Below are 18,299 nucleotides of genomic sequence, written 5' to 3'. Positions count from 1 at the left end.
AAAAAAGCGAGTAGAAAAGTTTCCCTGGTGTTGGCGCAGTATTCGCGCACCCCAACCTTCGGTTGGGGTTATTTTTTTCTAGCGTCTGCCAACCAGTTTCTTAAACTTTCTACATCCTTTCTCCAATCTCTTTCTAACTCATCTACCCATTCCTGAACATTATCCCACCATGCAGGTAATTCTGGAGATTGGATCTGTTTTGCCAGTTGCTGTAAATGTTTTAAACCTATAGAGCCTGCCGCGCCTTTGATTTTATGTCCTTCCTCAGTGATGCCCTTTTGATCTCGTGCCGTCAGATTAGATTCAAGGACAGACAGGTAACTTGGCATCATCTTTTCAAAAACATCTAAACCATCCGTGATTAATTGAGGTCCGACAAGTTCGATGTATTGATTCAGCATGTCGATATCGAGTAACTCTTCATTTTTACTCAACAATTGAGGTGACTCACTCGATGTCACGGAAACCGCTTCATCTCCCCAGAATTTATTAATAATGGCTGTCAACGCATCCACAGAAAGCGGTTTACTGAGCACATCATTCATTCCAGCGTCTAAATACTCTTTTTTGTCTTTTAAGACATTGGCGGTTAAGGCAATCAATGGCGGCAATTCACTGCTATCAAACTCTTGACGTAATTTTCTTGAAATATCAAATCCGGTCATATCAGGTAATTGAATGTCTAACAATACTAAGTCATATTCACCCGGCTTAAACATTTGCAAAGCCTCTTGCCCAGTCATCGCCACATCTACCGTGTTGCCTAATTTTTCTAATACTGAACATGCTACGATAACATTTAGCTCAATATCCTCAACCAGTAAGATATTAAGGGCAGGAAGCAATAATTCATCATCCTCTTCAAAATCACTTTGCTCTTTAATCGCAGGAGCGACAATGGAAAGCGTAAAGATAGAACCATGTCCTAACTCACTCTCCACATGAATATCGCCTCCCATATGCTGTGCTAAGCGTTTTGAGACAGCAAGACCAATACCTGTTCCCGTTGCAGAACGTCCACCTTGACTATCGTTGACCTGATAGTACATGGCAAAGATTTTCTCAAGTTCACCTTGAGGGATACCAATACCACTATCTTTCACCTCAAAGAACAACTTATCAGGCGCTTCTTGCCAAATACGTACTTTAATTTCCCCTTCTTGGGTAAATTTCACCGCATTACCAATTAAGTTCCATAAGATTTGACGCAAACGAGTCCCATCGGTGGTAATTTTATGCGGTAACGTTTCTTGCGCTTCTAAGGTGAATTTTAACCCTTTAGGTTGGACTAATAATCCCGATAGGTTTTCTAAATCAGAGATAAATTCAGTAAAGTCGATAGGTTGATTATCAAGCTGGATCTTTCTGCGCTCAATTTTATCCATTTCAATCACATCATTAAAAATATTACCTAACGTTATGGCACTGACATGGATAGTTTTTAAGTAGTTGAGCTGTTCTGGTGATAATTCGGTATCCAATAAAATACGACTTAACCCCACAATCCCATTAAGCGGCGTACGTAGCTCATGGCTGATTGTAGAAATAAAGGTGGTCTTATCACGGCTAGCATTTTCTAACGCGTCTTGATAGCGCTTACGCTCTGTAATGTCACGTCCAAAGCCCATTAAGCCGTGACGCTTACCAATTCGGTCATAAAAGGGCACTTTGCGTAACTCAAAACACGCTTTACGCCCATCCGGATACACCAACCACTGCTCATAAGTGAGTGACACATTATGGCGAAAGACTTTCTCATCGGTTTCCATCACTTTGACGGCGATATCTTCGTCATACACATCCAGAGGTGTTAAGCCAATTAATTGCTTTTCACTTTTACCGGTCAATAGCTCTGTAGCACGGTTACAACCAGAAAATTCATTATCTTCGTTGCGATAGTAGACCAGATCTGGCGAGGCATCTAAGAAGGAGCGTAACAAGGAAGATTGTTGCTCTAGTTCAATTTGCGTCAATTCACGACGCTTCATTTCACTTTTGAGTTTTTCCAATAGTTCAAGATGGGCTTTTTCTACTTTTTCACGCTCTTGGATCTCTAAATTTAATTGCTCAATATTCTCTTTTAATTGTGAATTCAGCTCTAAGTCTCGCTGTCGCATTACGCCTAATTTATCGACCATCCGCGATAAACGACGTCGTGATTCTTCAAGTTGCTCTACCACCACGGAAAGAAAATAGACAGCCCAAGGGGTAATAATCAAACCAAAGAAGATAGAGCGTACCAGATCGATACTAGTGACATCACCTGCAAGTAGGAATGTCACGGCCATCTGTACGACCATCGCTAATACAACCAATGCGGATGCTAACAGTAATGAGAAGCGGATTAACCCTAGCCTCATCATTAAATCTACATAATATTGGGCAAGCCCTTTGAGCAATTTCATTGAAAACTCCAATAGATTGAATCTAGAGAATGATACCTTAAAAATACATTGACGAAGTGGTGAACATTCAGAAAATTGTAGCCAAAACACGATTTTTCACCTTGTATCTTGCCTTTGCATTATTTTGTATCAGTGATCCTCCTTTTTCCCGAGGGTATTTATAAAAACAATTTATAGAGGTATTACATAAATAATAGTTATATTCTTTACCAAAGAGAGAAATTAAAAAATGCAATTTGTCTTTTTTTAGATAAAAAGTATAAAAACAATAAAATACTAAAATAGATTAATAATTAAGATAAATTCACTGGCATTATCTAACATCAAAGAATGCAATAAAGCAGAACCCCGTAAAAAAAGTGAGATAGCTCACACTCACCATCCCATAACCAATGAAATAATCTTCAAATAATATTTTTATTTATCAAATAATTAAAGAAAAAAAACACGCATCACGCTGGCTATAGTCAAATATCCTTGCTGATTGACCTGTTTTTTATTTATCGATAATTTGACTAGTAGCTTAGCAAAATAAAAAACCGAGATAGCAAAGCTAAAGACACCATCACCCGATGAGCACCCATAAATTTACCTACACCCTTGAGACAAAATCGTTCCTTTTGCGCTCGTTCTTGAGGTGCCCATAAACTGAGTAGGAAGCAAACTATGCTCTATCAAAAAACAGCGGAAAAAGAGAATTGTGGTTTTGGGTTAATAGCCCATATTGAGGGGAAAGCCAGCCATAAAATTGTCAGAAATGCGATCCATGGCCTTGCCCGTATGCAACATCGTGGCGCGATCCTTTCTGATGGAAAAACCGGCGATGGTTGTGGGTTATTATTACAAAAACCAACGCGCTTTTTTCAGTTAATTGCCGAAGAAAATGGCTGGCATTTAGCGAACAATTACGCAGTAGGCATGCTGTTTCTAAGCCAAGATAATGCTATCGCTGCACAGTGCCGTCAAATTGTTGAAGAAGAATTGCAACGAGAAACACTCTCTATCGTTGGCTGGCGTAAAGTACCAACTAACACAGATATTTTAGGCAGTATCGCCCTCTCTTCTTTACCGTCAATAGAACAAATTTTTGTCAATGCACCTGCCGGATGGCGTATTAATGATATTGAGCGCCGCTTATTTGTCGCTCGTCGCCGAATTGAAAAACGTATTACCGATAATGATTTTTATATTTGTAGCCTCTCTAATTTAGTGACTGTCTATAAAGGGCTGTGCATGGCAATTGATTTGCCTCGCTTTTTTACTGACTTAGCGGATTTACGGATGGAATCGTCCATCTGTCTTTTTCATCAACGTTTTTCCACCAATACCACCCCAAAATGGCCGCTTGCGCAGCCCTTTCGCTATCTTGCCCATAATGGTGAAATCAATACCATTACCGGAAATCGTCAATGGGCAAGAGCAAGAGCCTATAAATTTCATACGCCGCTGATCCCCGATTTACAAACTGCAGCGCCTTTTGTAAATGAGAGTGGCTCAGACTCAAGCTCACTGGATAATATGCTCGAACTCTTTCTTAATGGGGGGATGGATATTGTCCGCGCTATGCGCCTATTAGTGCCACCCGCATGGCAAAATAATCCACAAATGGATGATGATCTACGTGCTTTTTTTGATTTTAACTCTATGCATATGGAGCCTTGGGATGGACCTGCGGGGATCGTGTTATCTGACGGTCGCTATGCAGCCTGTACACTCGATAGAAATGGCCTGCGTCCAGCTCGCTATGTTATCACGACCGATAATATTATTACCTGTGCTTCTGAAATTGGCATTTGGGATTATCAACCTGATGAAGTTCTAGAAAAAGGGCGTGTCGGCCCTGGCGAACTAATGGTAATAGATACTTATCAAGGTCGCATTTTACATTCTGCTGAAACTGACGAAGATTTAAAAAGGCGACACCCGTATAAACTTTGGTTGGAGCGTAACGTTAAACGTCTGATCCCTTTTGAGCAATTGCCTGAGCCACAAGCGACAGGAGAGCGCGCTTTTGATGATAGCTTACTGGCGACATACCAAAAACAGTTCGCTTATAGCCAAGAAGAGCTGGAAACGATTTTGCATGTACTGGCTGAAAATGGGCAGGAAGCCACCGGCTCGATGGGAGATGACACGCCTTTTGCCGTGCTTTCTCAGCGTCCATGCTTAATTTATGACTATTTTAGACAAAAATTTGCGCAAGTGACCAATCCGCCGATTGATCCATTAAGAGAAGCGCATGTGATGTCTTTAGCAACCTGTATTGGTCGCGAAATGAATGTCTTTAGTGAAGCGGAAGGACAAGCCCATCGCCTCAGTTTTAAATCACCCATTTTGCTTTATAGTGATTTTCAACAATTACTCAATCAAGAAAGCCCTTATTATTCATCCATCACGCTAGATATCACCTATCAACCGACTGAAAATAATTTAGAAACCGCACTACACATCTTATGTGAAACGGCGCAACAAGCGGTTAATCGTGGTGCAGTATTACTGGTTTTATCCGACAGAAATATCACTCAAGCGCGATTACCTATTCCTGCGCCTATGGCGGTAGGGGCGGTACAAAAAGCCTTGGTAGATAATAATTTACGCTGTGATGCCAATATTATTGTTGAAACTGCAAGCGCCCGTGATCCCCACCACTTCGCTGTACTATTAGGTTTTGGCGCAACCGCTATTTACCCTTACTTGGCTTATGAATCCTTAGCGCAACGAGTCGATAAAAAAATATTGTCGGGTACTTATGCGCAAGTCATGCTCAATTATCGCAATGGGATCAACAAAGGTCTGTATAAGATAATGTCCAAAATGGGGATCTCCACCGTTGCTTCTTACCGTTGCTCACAGCTATTTGAAGCCGTAGGGTTGCATGATAATGTCGTTAAACGTTGCTTCGATGGGGTTGATAATCGTATTAACGGTGCAGATTTTAGCGATTTTGAACAAGACTTATTTAATCTATCCAAACGTGCTTGGCTAACTCGCTATCCTCTAGACGCTGGTGGGTTATTAAAATATACCCATCAAGGAGAATATCACGCCTATAATCCTGATGTGGTTCAAGCGTTGCAGAAAGCGGTAAATAGTGGTGACTATGCTGATTACCAACATTATTCCCAATTAGTGCAACAACGCCCTATTACCACCTTACGTGATCTATTAGCTCTCAATGACACAACCCCTATTGCAATTGAAGATGTCGAAGCAGAAAGTGAACTGTTTAAACGCTTTGATACTGCGGCGATGTCAATTGGTGCATTAAGTAAAGAAGCCCATGAAGCCCTTGCGCAAGCAATGAATACTTTAGGCGGATTTTCAAACTCTGGAGAAGGTGGTGAAGATCCGGCGCGCTACAACACCAACAAAGTTTCACGTATCAAACAGATAGCTTCAGGTCGTTTCGGTGTCACGCCGTCTTATCTAATGAGTGCGGATGTATTACAAATCAAAGTGGCACAAGGGGCAAAACCCGGTGAAGGTGGCCAGTTACCCGGTGATAAAGTCACACCCTATATTGCGCAACTGCGTTATGCCGTACCGGGCGTCACACTGATTTCCCCGCCTCCCCATCATGATATCTACTCTATTGAAGATTTAGCACAACTGATTTTCGATTTAAAACAGATTAATCCCCGTGCGCTTATTTCTGTCAAACTGGTCTCTGAGCCGGGCGTTGGTACAATCGCCACCGGAGTCGCTAAAGCTTATGCAGACTTAATTACTATTGCAGGTTATGACGGCGGTACTGGTGCCAGCCCATTAACGTCAGTTAAATATGCAGGTAGCCCTTGGGAACTAGGGCTAGTAGAAGCGCAACAAGCATTAGTTGCCAACAATCTGCGTCATAAAGTGCGCTTACAAGTTGATGGTGGATTAAAAACGGGGGTTGATATTATCAAAGCGGCCATTTTAGGAGCTGAAAGTTTTGGTTTCGGTACCGGGCCAATGGTGGCGTTAGGCTGTAAATATCTGCGAATTTGCCATTTAAATAATTGCGCTATGGGGGTTGCGACCCAAGATGAAACCCTACGCCGCCAACATTTTCATGGTTTACCTGAGCGCGTTATCAACTATTTCCGCTTTATTGCCCAAGAAACCCGTGAACTTATGGCACAACTTGGCGTAAGGAAAATAACCGATTTAATCGGCAGAACGGATTTGCTTTCTTGCTTAGAGGGGATAACCAGTAAGCAGCAAAAATTATCACTCACAGGATTATTAGAAACCGCGACCTCTCCTACAGGTAAAGCGCTCTATTGTCAGGAGCACAATGATACTTATGATAAAGGAGAATTAAATCAACGTATTGTTGCGCAAACCATCACGGGCGTCGAACAAAAGATAAGCCAAACCCACTATTTCGCCATTCGTAACACAGACCGTTCAGTGGGAGCCACGTTATCCGGGATCATTGCCAAAACCTATGGTGAAAGTGGTTTATCTGCTACACCAATAAAACTTCACTTTACGGGTACTGCTGGTCAAAGTTTTGGCGTCTGGAATGCGCAAGGGGTGGAATTAACCTTAGTGGGTGATGCCAATGATTATGTCGGGAAAGGCATGGCGGGTGGACGCATTGTTATTTCACCGCCAGTCGGTTCTGCCTTTAAAGCCCATCAGACCACGATTATGGGAAATACCTGTTTATATGGCGCAACAGGTGGAAAACTGTATGCATCTGGATTAGCGGGTGAACGTTTTGCAGTCAGAAACTCTGGCGCCATTGCGGTTATTGAAGGGGTTGGGGATAATGGCTGCGAATATATGACCGGCGGTATTGTCTGTATTCTTGGTAAAACAGGGATTAACTTTGGTGCAGGGATGACGGGGGGCTTTGCCTATCTGTTAGATGAAGATACCACACTATCACAACGGATCAATAACGCCTCTATTGAGCTTCTTCCCGTGGCTAATTATGCGATTTTGGCAGAGCATCTTCGCGGTATGATCGCAGAGCATGTACGGCTAACTGGCTCCCAACAAGGAGAAAGACTACTTTCTCAATGGGAATATTGGTCACAACACTTTAAATTAGTCAAACCTAAATCGAGTGATGTTCATGCCTTATTAGGTCATCCTCGCCGTTCAGTCGCTGAATTACGCGTTCAGGCACAATAGGAGAAAAATGATGGGTCAGAATGTGTATCAATTTATCGACTTAAATCGCGTTGAACCGACTAAAAAGCCGTTAGCTGTGCGTAAAATTGAGTTTGTCGAAATTTATGAGGCATTTTCTGCTGAGCAAGCCTCTGCACAAGCCGATCGCTGTTTAGACTGTGGTAATCCTTATTGTGAATGGAAATGCCCGGTGCATAACTATATCCCTAATTGGCTAAAATTAGCCAATGAAGGACGAATAATAGAAGCAGCAGAGCTTTCTCATCAAACCAATAGCTTACCGGAAATCTGTGGTCGTGTTTGTCCACAAGACCGATTATGCGAAGGCGCTTGTACGTTAAATGATGAATTTGGTGCGGTCACTATTGGTAATATAGAACGCTATATCAATGATACCGCCTTTGCGCTGGGCTGGCGCCCTTCCCTGTCTCAAGTCACCATGACAGATAAAAAAGTCGCCATTATTGGTGCAGGCCCTGCGGGATTGGCTTGTGCTGATGTGCTGATCCGCCAAGGAGTAAAACCCGTAGTCTATGATAAACACCCTGAAATCGGTGGATTACTCACTTTCGGTATTCCCTCTTTTAAACTTGAAAAATCGCTGATGGTAAGACGACGCGAGTTATTTAGCGAAATGGGAATAACCTTTTGTCTTAATACAGAAATAGGCAAAGATATCTCACTAAAAACACTGACGGAGCAATATGATGCTGTTTTCCTTGGCTTGGGTACTTATCAAAGTTTGAGTGGTCATTTTGCCCATGAGAACGCAATGGGGGTTTATAATGCCTTACCTTATTTAATTGGTAATACTCGCCATTTAATGGGTTATGCAGAAGATCCCCAATCACCTTATATCGACCTCAATAAAAAACACGTGATGGTGTTAGGGGGTGGGGATACGGCGATGGATTGTGTACGAACCGCTATTCGCCAAGGTGCCACTAAAGTAACTTGTGTTTATCGTCGCGATGAAAATAATATGCCCGGCTCTAAACGTGAAGTAAAAAATGCCAAAGAAGAAGGTGGCGAATTTTTATTTAATCGCCAACCCCTTGATATTGAAGTAGATGCTAATAATAACGTCATCGGTGTTCGTGTAATAAAAACACAAACCAACGGGGAATTAAAATATATAGAAGGCAGCGAACATATATTATCCGCAGATGCGGTTATTCTTGCATTTGGTTTTAAACCTGCACACTATCCGTGGTTAGATGAAAATAATATTCAATACGCATCATCGGGTAGAATTATTATTAATGATGATCCACTATTACCTTTGCAAACGACCAATCCTAAGGTGTTTGCTGGAGGTGATATTGTAAGAGGCTCCGATCTGGTGGTCACCGCGATAGCACAAGGAAGAGAAGCAGCGGAAGGGATCTTGCGTTATTTATCTTGTTAAAGATAGCAATATTCAATATTACTTATCTTTAATACTAAAATAGTAACAATACAATTTTATTTATAAATTACCCTGTTTTATTAAAATGGGGTAATTTATTTTTAACTATTATAAATATTAATCCCCCCTCCTAAAAACAACTATTTTAATAATTATTCTCATTATTGTTTAATAATAATTTCCTCCAACACCTTTCTACAAAAAATAGTTGTTTTATTTTGTATAAAAATAACATCTATGCTCTATAGTTAATTTAATTTATTTTCCTAATTTTTACTTTATCTGTTTTTATTTAACTTTTACGCTAATTTTTGTCCATCATTATTTGACTGCAATTGTTAATAACATCACAGTCTAAAAAAATAGATTTTATTTCAGTGCGCAAACTTGATAACAATCAAATATTGTCAGCCTAGCAACTTCATAATGGAATTACCTGATAACTTTACCGAAAAATATAACTTATTGATATTGGGTTATTTTATTCATTAAGCACATTGTCATAATTAACTAGGGGATCACCATGGTGATGCAACTTATAGCCGTAGCCGTTATTATCGTAACGGTCTATTTGCTAATAAAAAAATATGAAACCCGTATGGTATTGATCGGTGCCGGCTTATTGTTATGTATTTTAAGTCTGACACCGCTCGATGCTTTCACTGCATTTAGTGATCGCATGGTTTCATCATCATTAATTCAAGCTATCTGTTCAAGTATGGGTTTTGCCTACGTGATGAAATACACCAAGTGCGATATGCACTTAGTCCATGTTTTATCAAAAGTCCTGACTCGTCTTGGTTTCTTTCTTATTCCAGCAACAGTGATCGTCACTTATTTTATTAATATTGCGATCCCATCAGCAGCCGGATGTGCAGCGGCCGTTGGTGCAACGCTTATTCCGTTATTAATCGCGGCACGTATTCACCCCGCAATCGCAGGTGGTGCGGTGTTATGTGGTACTATCGGTTCCATGTTAAGCCCTGGTATGTCACATAACGCTTTTGTAGCGAATATGGCCAATATGGAAGTCGTCGATTTAATCGCTCGCCATAGCCCATATAGTTTAATGGCAGGAGCAATAGCAGCAGTTTCACTCGCTGTTGTCGCTTTAGTGAAAAAAGAGTTTAAAGTCTCTTCTGTAGCCACAGATGTCGCCAACTCATCTTCTCAAGCAACACCAGAAGCAGTACGCCCTAATTATTTATATGCAACTGCGCCTTTTATCCCATTAATTCTATTAATACTGCCTTTCTTCGAAACATTTAGTACTTTTAAACTATCTGTGCCAGCAGCAATGTTAATTGGTGCCATTTATGCACTGATCATCACATTAACCAATCCGGCTCAAATTACTAAAGAGTTCTTTAAAGGGATGGGTAATGCTTATGGGGATGTGCTGGGGATCATTATCGCAGCAGCCGTATTTGCAGCCGGTCTAAAAGCATCAGGTCTGATTGATGCCTTTATCAACTTCTTAACTCACTCACCTGAATTTGCCCGTTGGGGTGGTACATTAGGGCCATTCTTAATGGGGATTATTACTGGCTCTGGTGATGCTGCAGCATTTGCTTTCAACGAAACCGTCACACCACACGCTGCACAATTTGGTTATGAAATTCCTGACATGGGTATGGCAGCAGCATTATCAGGCGCATTAGGTCGTACAATGTCACCATTAGCAGGGGCAGCCATTGTTTGTGCTGGTCTTGCCAATATCAACCCTATGGAAATCGCAAAACGTACTGCACCGGGTATGATTATCGGCGTCATCGCTGTTGCGTTATTCATGTTATAAGTGGAGAAATGATTATGTCAGTTTCACTAGAACAATTAATTAAATGGCGTCGCGAATTTCACCAATACCCTGAAATTGGCTGGTCTGAATTTTTAACTACTGCCAAAATCGTCAAAGTGCTACGTGGCTTAGGATTAGAAGTTAAAGTCGGCCCTGAAGTTATTAACCAAGACTTTGCTTTTGGACGCCGTCGTCAAGTGGTTGAAAAAGGATTGGCGGTAGCAAGAAAACACCATGTTGACGAAGCACTGCTTGATGAAATGCAAGAGCTTACGGGTTGTGTCGCTATTTTCGATAGTGGCAAACCAGGGCCTACTGTTGCACTACGTTTTGATATTGACTGTGTTGGGGTAACAGAAACAACAGAGACTCAACATCGTCCACAGGTAGAAAATTTCGCCTCTTGTCATCCAGGCGAAATGCATGCTTGTGGTCATGATGGTCATATTACTATTGGTTTAGGGGTTGCTCACTGGTTAGTCGACAATAAAGATAAAGTGAGCGGTAAAGTAAAAATTTTATTCCAACCCGCAGAAGAAGGCGTTCGTGGTGCAAGAGCAATGGCGGAAAGTGGCATTGCTGATGATGCAAATTACTTCTTAGGCTCACACTTAGGCTTTATCGCCAATAGTGGTGAAATCGTTCTTAACCCAACTCATTTTTTATGTACCACTAAATATGATTTCCGTTTTAAAGGTACTCCTTCTCATGCGGGGGCAGAGCCAGAGCTAGGTCGTAACGCATTAGCAGGCGCTTGCCATGCCGCAACACAAATGCTGGGGATCTCTCGCCATGGTAAGGGGATGTCTCGTATTAATATTGGGGTATTAAAAGCTGGTGAAGGTCGTAACGTCACTCCTGCAAATGCCGAAATGCAAATCGAAGTGCGTGGTGAGAATGAAGAGATCAATAGCTTTATGGCTGCCAATGCTGTACGTATGGCAGAAGGTGCCGCACATAGCTTCCAATTAGAAATGGAAAGCGAAGTGATGGGGGAAGCGGTTGATTTAACCAATGACCAAGAACTGATTGATGTGATGGCCAAAGTGGTGGGTAAACACCCAGAACTCACTGCGATCCCAACCCGTCCATTCGGCGGAAGTGAAGATGCAACGGTGTTAGCAAAACGAGTACAACGCTGTGGTGGTAAATCTCTTTACTTTATTGTTGGTGCCGATAGAACTGCCGGACATCACCAAGCAGGCTTTGATTTTGATGAACAACAACTGATGACTGCGGTAAATCTTTATACGGGTTGTTTAGAAGAATTACTGAAATAATCTCTTTTATTTAATTGACTGATTAAAACGCTCTATATCACTATAGGGCGTTTTTTTATGCTGTTTTATCGTACAAAAAAATTTAAATTAACCTATTGACCCTTACGTTACGTGAGGTTTTAACCTGCATGACATACAGGAGGTGAAGATATGCTATTTCAAGTAGGAGAGATCGCTAAAAAGACGGGATTAACGATCCGTACTCTCCATCATTATGAAGAGATAGGTTTATTGCAACCGACTGCAAGAACCGATGCAGGTTATCGACTCTATGATATGAAAAGCATAGAGCGATTAACGCAAATTCAAATGCTACGTCAAATTGGCGTCAAACTGAAAGACATCGGTCATATTCTTAATGGTCATAGTGCAGAGATAGCTTGTTTAATTGAAGAGCGCATTAGCCAATTAACCACGCAAATGCAACAAATTGCCAAATTGCGTTATCAGCTAGAGCATGTTCAACAACAAATACAAACAGGCACTCCATTTACGCAACATGACTGGTTTTCTTTATTGGAGATGATGTCTATGTACGATAAATATTTTACTTATTCTGAGTTAGCGCAGTTACCCCTCTATACTGCGCACACATTAAAAAGCCAAGCATGGCAACAGCGTATTTCAACTGTCAATAATTTGATTAAACAAGGTAAATCAGCCGATTCAAATGAAGCCATGCAAGTTTCAAGAGAGTGGATGATAGCTTTAGAGCAAGATACTGGGGGAAATCCCGACTTTTTTGTCCGTTTAAATAAAATGCATATTTCTGATGATAAGTTTGCGACGGCTACCGGTATTACTAAACAGATGATAGATTTTGTTGCTAAAGGCTTTAGCGAATATCAATTATCTGTTTTTAAACCTCATCTGACTCCAGAACAATTTGCCGTAGTACATCAGCACTATTTTGATGCTGGCAGTGTCTGGCCTGAGCTTATTTCTGGATTATATAATGCACTCACTTGCGGAGAAAAAGCAGATTCAGAGCAGGTGCAAAACCTCGCTAAGATGTGGCTAAATATGTTCAATCAATTTACACAGGGTGATAGTGATATTCAGGCCAAGATCCGTACCATTTATCAAACTGATCATGAAATCGCTAAAGGTACATGGATGACACCTGAGATTGGTCAATATTTATTTACGGCTATTAGTTTGCTAGTGCAAAAATAGCGTTAATTGAAAAATCAAATAGATATAAAAAAGCCCAGCATTTAACTGGGCTTTATGCAATGAAAATAAAAACGTTATTTATTTCACTACACGCAATGATGGGCGACCTGTTGGGCGAGGAGGCTCAGGATCATCATCTGGAGAAGATGGGTTTTCAGCCTGTGTCTCATCTTTCACTAAAGACAGTCCTTCAGTGGCCGAAGCTGAACTGCCGTCTTGCTGCTCATCATCCACCAATGATGGTGTATAACCTTCCTCATAGGCTGGCTCTGGCTCAAACATCATACCCGCACCATTTTCTCGCGCATATATTGCTATTACAGCCGCCATAGGTACGCGCACTTTACGAGGTACACCACCAAAGCTTGCACTAAATAGTACCTGATGCGGCATCAATTCAAGATGACTTACCGCAAAAGGAGAAATATTTAGTACGATTTGACCATCGTGCGCATATTCCATAGGGACTTGAACACCCACGACATTAACATCTACCACTAAGTGGGGGGTTAACTCGTTTTCAAGGATCCAATCATAATGCGCACGCAATAAATGCGGACGGCGCGGAGACATATCCTTAATCTCCATGCTCTATTATCCTCTTGAAGGTAAACGCATTTCGCGCTCTGCTTCGGTTAATGACGCAAGGAAAGAATCCCGCTCAAAAACACGTTGCATATAAATTTGTACATCTTTCGCACCTGCACCGCTTAAATCCACGCCTAATACAGGTAAACGCCATAAGAGAGGAGCTAGGTAGCAATCCACTAAGCTAAACTCTTCACTCATAAAATAAGGGTATTCTTTAAATACCGGAGATACCGCCAATAGCTCTTCGGCGAGTTGTTTACGTGCTGCATTAGCTTGTTGATCGTTACCCTTTTCAATAACATTCATTAAAGAGTACCAATCTTGTTCAATGCGATGCATCATTAAACGGCTACTACCACGAGCAACAGGATACACTGGCATCAAAGGAGGATGAGGGAAGCGTTCATCAAGATATTCCATAATAATACGTGAATCATATAAAGTCAGTTCACGATCGACCAAAGTCGGCACACTCTGGTACGGGTTAAGATCGATAAGATCTTGTGGAAGATTACCAGCTTCAACCTGTTCAATTTCAACACTGACACCTTTCTCCGCAAGGACAATTCTGACCTGATGGCTGAAAATATCAGTCGGACCGGAAAACAAAGTCATTACCGAACGTTTGTTGGCAGCGACAGCCATGAAAACCTCCAAGTTAATCAATTAAAGGAACAAACATGCTTATGCATCTTCCATTCCCCCATTCCTACAAGACAAACGCACTCATGCCGTTAACTTAAAAAGTTATAAATAACTTAACTTCATTGAGTACGACATTGAGTACCACCTGCATAATAGTCTTATCCTAAGATAATTGTATTTTACAGGTTCAAAAAACCGTTTGTCTTTGCGGCACATATCATAATCAAGCAATACCAAAACAATCACAATATCAATTTGTCATAATAGTTTTGGTATGACTGTCAAATTCTTTATGGACATTAACCACAGTAAAATGGCCATAGGCAGCATGCAGCATTAAGAAATCGTCGAAAGAAAGACACTAAAGCAGGCTATTCTATCAGATTTCATGTCACTTAGGGTGAACAATGCGAATAATTCAATTCATTCTGCTAATATACACAAAAACTAAGTTTATAATATCATAAAAAAAAGATATTAAGGATTAAACTCTAAAAAAACGTATTTTTGATCTGCTTTTAATCCATGCTTTTTTCGACCACAACACCACATTTTCAAAACAATTTTAAAAATAAAAAAACCCGCCTGTAAAGACGGGTTTTTCAACATCAAATTGATATCTAAAAGATAACAAATTAACGTTTTGAGAACTGTGGACGACGACGTGCTTTGCGCAGACCCACTTTTTTACGTTCAACAGAACGCGCATCACGGGTAACGAAACCAGCTTTACGCAGATCAGAACGTAGAGTCTCATCGTACTCCATCAGTGCACGAGTGATACCGTGACGAATCGCACCTGCTTGACCAGAGATACCACCACCTTTAACAGTGATATATAAATCCAGTTTACCAAGCATATCAACTAATTCCAGCGGTTGACGAACAACCATACGTGCTGTTTCGCGGCCGAAGTAAACTTCAAGGCTACGTTTGTTGATTACGATATTACCGCTACCTGGCTTAATGAAGACACGTGCGGAAGAACTTTTGCGGCGACCTGTGCCGTAGTATTGATTATCAGCCATTGCCTATTATCCCGATTAAATGTCCAGAACTTGCGGTTGTTGTGCCGCGTGGTTGTGCTCAGCGCCTGCGTAAACTTTCAGTTTACGGTACATAGCACGACCCAGAGGCCCTTTTGGCAGCATGCCTTTTACCGCGATTTCGATTACACGCTCAGGACTACGGGCGATCATCTCTTCGAAAGTCGCTTGCTTGATACCACCTACGTGACCAGTATGACGGTAGTAAACTTTGTCAGTACGTTTATGACCAGTTACCGCTACTTTCTCAGCGTTTAAAACGATGATGTAGTCACCAGTATCAACGTGCGGAGTGTATTCCGCTTTATGTTTACCGCGTAAACGGCGTGCGATTTCAGTTGCTAAACGACCTAAAGTTTTGCCGTCTGCATCAACAACATACCAGTCGCGTTTTACGGTTTCTGGTTTAGCTGTAAAAGTTTTCATTATTGAAAATTACCCAATGTTTAGTTACACGTTGGTGAACACTCGGTTCAAATGCTATTGAGGTTCACACGACTCTTGTGTCCAGCAAACCTACCCCTTCGAGTAGCACTGCTGACTCTAAAATGCGAGTTTTTTGGGAAATAAAAAACTTGCTGCAACGTGGGGTCGCAAGATTATAGAGAAGTCAGAAAAAAAAATCGAGTCATAATTGAAAAACAATTGGATTCTTTTTCAATATTTCAGCAAAAAATACCTTATGGCGCTATTTTTGTTAGCCTACTCGCCATCTCTGTCATCAACTATTACCACCTGAAGAGAAGCATTCTCCCTTGCCAAAGCGATTGTAATCACTTAATAAGTACCGTTTTGCCATTTTTATAACAATCAATAGCATCAAGCGTTACAATGAGCGCCATCCTACCATAATCAAAACAGAGTTTCTTTAACAATTAAGCGAGATGAGGCTGTGAAAGATACTCTTCACTTTGCATTTCTTGCAAACGCGATAAACAACGTTGGTATTCAAAACATAAAAATTGCCCTTGATAAATCTCGCTCATCTCAACATCAGCATTAATAATTAGTTTCACCTTACGCTCATAGAACTCATCAACCAATGCTAAGAAACGACGGGCAACATCTTCATTTCTACTCCCCATCTGCACCATTTCATAAAGCAACACAGTGTGATAGTGCTTTGATAATTCAATATAATCAAGTTGACTCCGCGCTTGTACACATAACGTATCAAAGTTAACCGCCAGTACACCATTAGCCACTTTTCTCATTACCATTGGACGATGATTAATGGTTAATGTGGGCGCGAATACAACTTCACTACTGCTGGCAAGCTGAGTAAAAATTTTATCCATCTGCTGGCGGTTATACTCTGTTAATGGAGATAAAAATAGATGGGCTTGAGTTAATGTTCTTAAGCGATAATCAATCCCCGCATCAACATTCAAAATTTCACAATGGCTTTTTATTTGTTCTATAGCAGGTAAAAAACGTGCGCGTTGTAGTCCATTGCGATAGAGATCATCAGGGGGAATATTAGATGTCGCCACTAAAGTAATACCTCTGGCAAATAACGCTTCAAGTAATGTTCCTAAAATCATCGCATCAGTAATATCTGAAACAAAGAACTCATCAAAACAGAGTACATCGGTTTGCGCTTTAAAGCCGTCAGCAATGATATCCAGTGGATTTTCTTGCCCTTGTAAGCCTTTTAATTCATCTTGCACCCGTAACATAAAGCGGTGAAAGTGCAGACGCAGTTTTCGTTCTGTGGGTAAGCTTTGATAGAACATATCCATCAACCAGGTTTTACCTCGCCCAACCCCTCCCCACATATAAACACCACGCTCAGGGACAATTGTGCTTTTTTTCGCACGAAACTTTCCTAACAACCGCTGAGTAATAGAACTTTTTTCTGGTGATGTCCGGTTTAATAATGCATGGTATAACTGTTGCAGATGGAGAACGGTTTGTCGCTGAACCTCATCAGGTTGATAATCCCCCTGCTGTAACGCGGTTTCATAAAGTGATAATGGCGTGCTAACGGTCATGGATGCTCTCTTATCCTTAAAATTTTGACATAAGTAAATACCTTGCGAATGCCTCTATTATAAGCAGTAAGAATTGTTTTAACATCGATGTAACACAGGAATTTTCATATTAAGCTTAAGGATATTATTCCACCCATGCCTTTTAGCGGTTATGATGTTATAAGAATCCATCGTCCTCACTATTAGATGAAAAGGAGTTGCCATGGTTTGGGTTTATGCACTGATTGGATTAGTTGTTGGTCTTATTATCGGCGCACTGGCAATGCGTTATGGTAATAAAACCATGCGCCAACAAGATGCTATAAAAGCAGAATTAGATACTAAAAAAGAAGAACTTGATACATATCGCAACGAGCTTGTCAGCCACTTTGCTCGAAGTGCTGAACTACTGGACAATATGGCGAAAGACTACCGCCAACTTTATCAACACATGGCAAAAAGCTCCAATGAGTTAATGCCAGACATGCCTGTTCAAGATAATCCATTTAATTATCGGTTAAGTGAATCAGAGGCAGCCAATGATCAATCCCCGATCAAAATGCCGCCACGGGATTATTCCGAAGGGGCATCTGGATTATTTAGACCTACCGATAAAAAAGATGATTAACACACAAACGCCACAACTATTGTGGCGTTTATTTTATATTATTTTGTAAAAAGTTAATGATTCAATGGGAAGGTTTAAAGATAGCTATTGTCTTGTAAATCCATGTAAAAGAAAGCCCTACTGATAGCTTACCAATGAACTTTCCTTTATTTCTATATGTCTTAGTAACATCGAGCTCATATTGAGCAATAAATATTTTTGATAACAATATCAAGATCAAGAGAC

At 40.9% G+C, this 18,299-nt stretch carries 12 protein-coding genes; 6 read left to right on the top strand and 6 right to left on the bottom strand.

What is annotated here, in order from left to right; genetic code table 11:
- Positions 1-68: 68 nt before the first annotated feature.
- Positions 69-2,405: an aerobic respiration two-component sensor histidine kinase ArcB gene (gene arcB, locus AACQ49_RS03840; RefSeq protein WP_004245272.1), complete on the bottom strand. Its 2,337-nt coding sequence runs from the start codon at positions 2,403-2,405 to the stop codon at positions 69-71.
- A gap of 666 nt (positions 2,406-3,071) precedes the next feature.
- On the opposite strand from arcB, the gene gltB reads away from it, so the two are divergent.
- From gltB to AACQ49_RS03815, 5 genes are all read left to right on the top strand, one after another.
- A complete protein-coding gene (gltB, locus tag AACQ49_RS03835; protein WP_161778890.1) occupies positions 3,072-7,529 on the top strand; it encodes a glutamate synthase large subunit in 4,458 nt (1,485 codons plus the stop codon).
- Between the two features lie 10 nt (positions 7,530-7,539).
- The gene (locus AACQ49_RS03830; RefSeq protein ID WP_004252677.1) at positions 7,540-8,937 is read left to right on the top strand and encodes an FAD-dependent oxidoreductase; all 1,398 of its coding nucleotides are present in this window, start codon (positions 7,540-7,542) and stop codon (positions 8,935-8,937) included.
- Positions 8,938-9,460: 523 nt separating this feature from the next.
- Entirely contained in the window at positions 9,461-10,735 is a 1,275-nt protein-coding gene (gene dcuC, locus AACQ49_RS03825) for a C4-dicarboxylate transporter DcuC (RefSeq protein ID WP_004245277.1), read from the top strand.
- A gap of 14 nt (positions 10,736-10,749) precedes the next feature.
- The gene (locus AACQ49_RS03820; RefSeq protein WP_004248927.1) at positions 10,750-12,015 is read left to right on the top strand and encodes an amidohydrolase; all 1,266 of its coding nucleotides are present in this window, start codon (positions 10,750-10,752) and stop codon (positions 12,013-12,015) included.
- Between the two features lie 150 nt (positions 12,016-12,165).
- Positions 12,166-13,191, top strand: a complete 1,026-nt coding sequence (locus tag AACQ49_RS03815) for a MerR family transcriptional regulator (RefSeq protein ID WP_049216740.1) — start codon at positions 12,166-12,168, stop codon at positions 13,189-13,191.
- Positions 13,192-13,269: 78 nt separating this feature from the next.
- Here AACQ49_RS03815 and sspB read toward each other — a convergent pair whose 3' ends face one another.
- The 5 genes from sspB to zapE form a co-directional block, all read right to left on the bottom strand.
- Entirely contained in the window at positions 13,270-13,779 is a 510-nt protein-coding gene (sspB, locus tag AACQ49_RS03810; RefSeq protein WP_004245280.1) for a ClpXP protease specificity-enhancing factor, read from the bottom strand.
- A 6-nt stretch (positions 13,780-13,785) separates the two neighbouring features.
- Positions 13,786-14,427, bottom strand: coding sequence for a stringent starvation protein SspA (gene sspA, locus AACQ49_RS03805; protein WP_004245282.1), 642 nt, complete (start codon positions 14,425-14,427; stop codon positions 13,786-13,788).
- Positions 14,428-15,062: 635 nt separating this feature from the next.
- Positions 15,063-15,455: a 30S ribosomal protein S9 gene (gene rpsI / locus AACQ49_RS03800; RefSeq protein WP_004245284.1), complete on the bottom strand. Its 393-nt coding sequence runs from the start codon at positions 15,453-15,455 to the stop codon at positions 15,063-15,065.
- Positions 15,456-15,470: 15 nt separating this feature from the next.
- Positions 15,471-15,899, bottom strand: coding sequence for a 50S ribosomal protein L13 (gene rplM, locus AACQ49_RS03795; RefSeq protein WP_004245285.1), 429 nt, complete (start codon positions 15,897-15,899; stop codon positions 15,471-15,473).
- 449 nt (positions 15,900-16,348) lie between these two features.
- Entirely contained in the window at positions 16,349-17,467 is a 1,119-nt protein-coding gene (gene zapE, locus AACQ49_RS03790; RefSeq protein WP_036971297.1) for a cell division protein ZapE, read from the bottom strand.
- 202 nt (positions 17,468-17,669) lie between these two features.
- Between zapE and zapG the strand changes: the two genes are divergently transcribed.
- Positions 17,670-18,074, top strand: coding sequence for a Z-ring associated protein ZapG (gene zapG, locus AACQ49_RS03785; protein WP_004245287.1), 405 nt, complete (start codon positions 17,670-17,672; stop codon positions 18,072-18,074).
- The last annotated feature ends 225 nt before the right edge of the window (positions 18,075-18,299 follow it).

The organism is Proteus sp. G2675 (genome assembly GCF_963886535.1).
Classification (GTDB): Bacteria; Pseudomonadota; Gammaproteobacteria; order Enterobacterales; family Enterobacteriaceae; genus Proteus; species Proteus mirabilis.
This window is presented reverse-complemented; position numbering and strand designations above follow the sequence as displayed.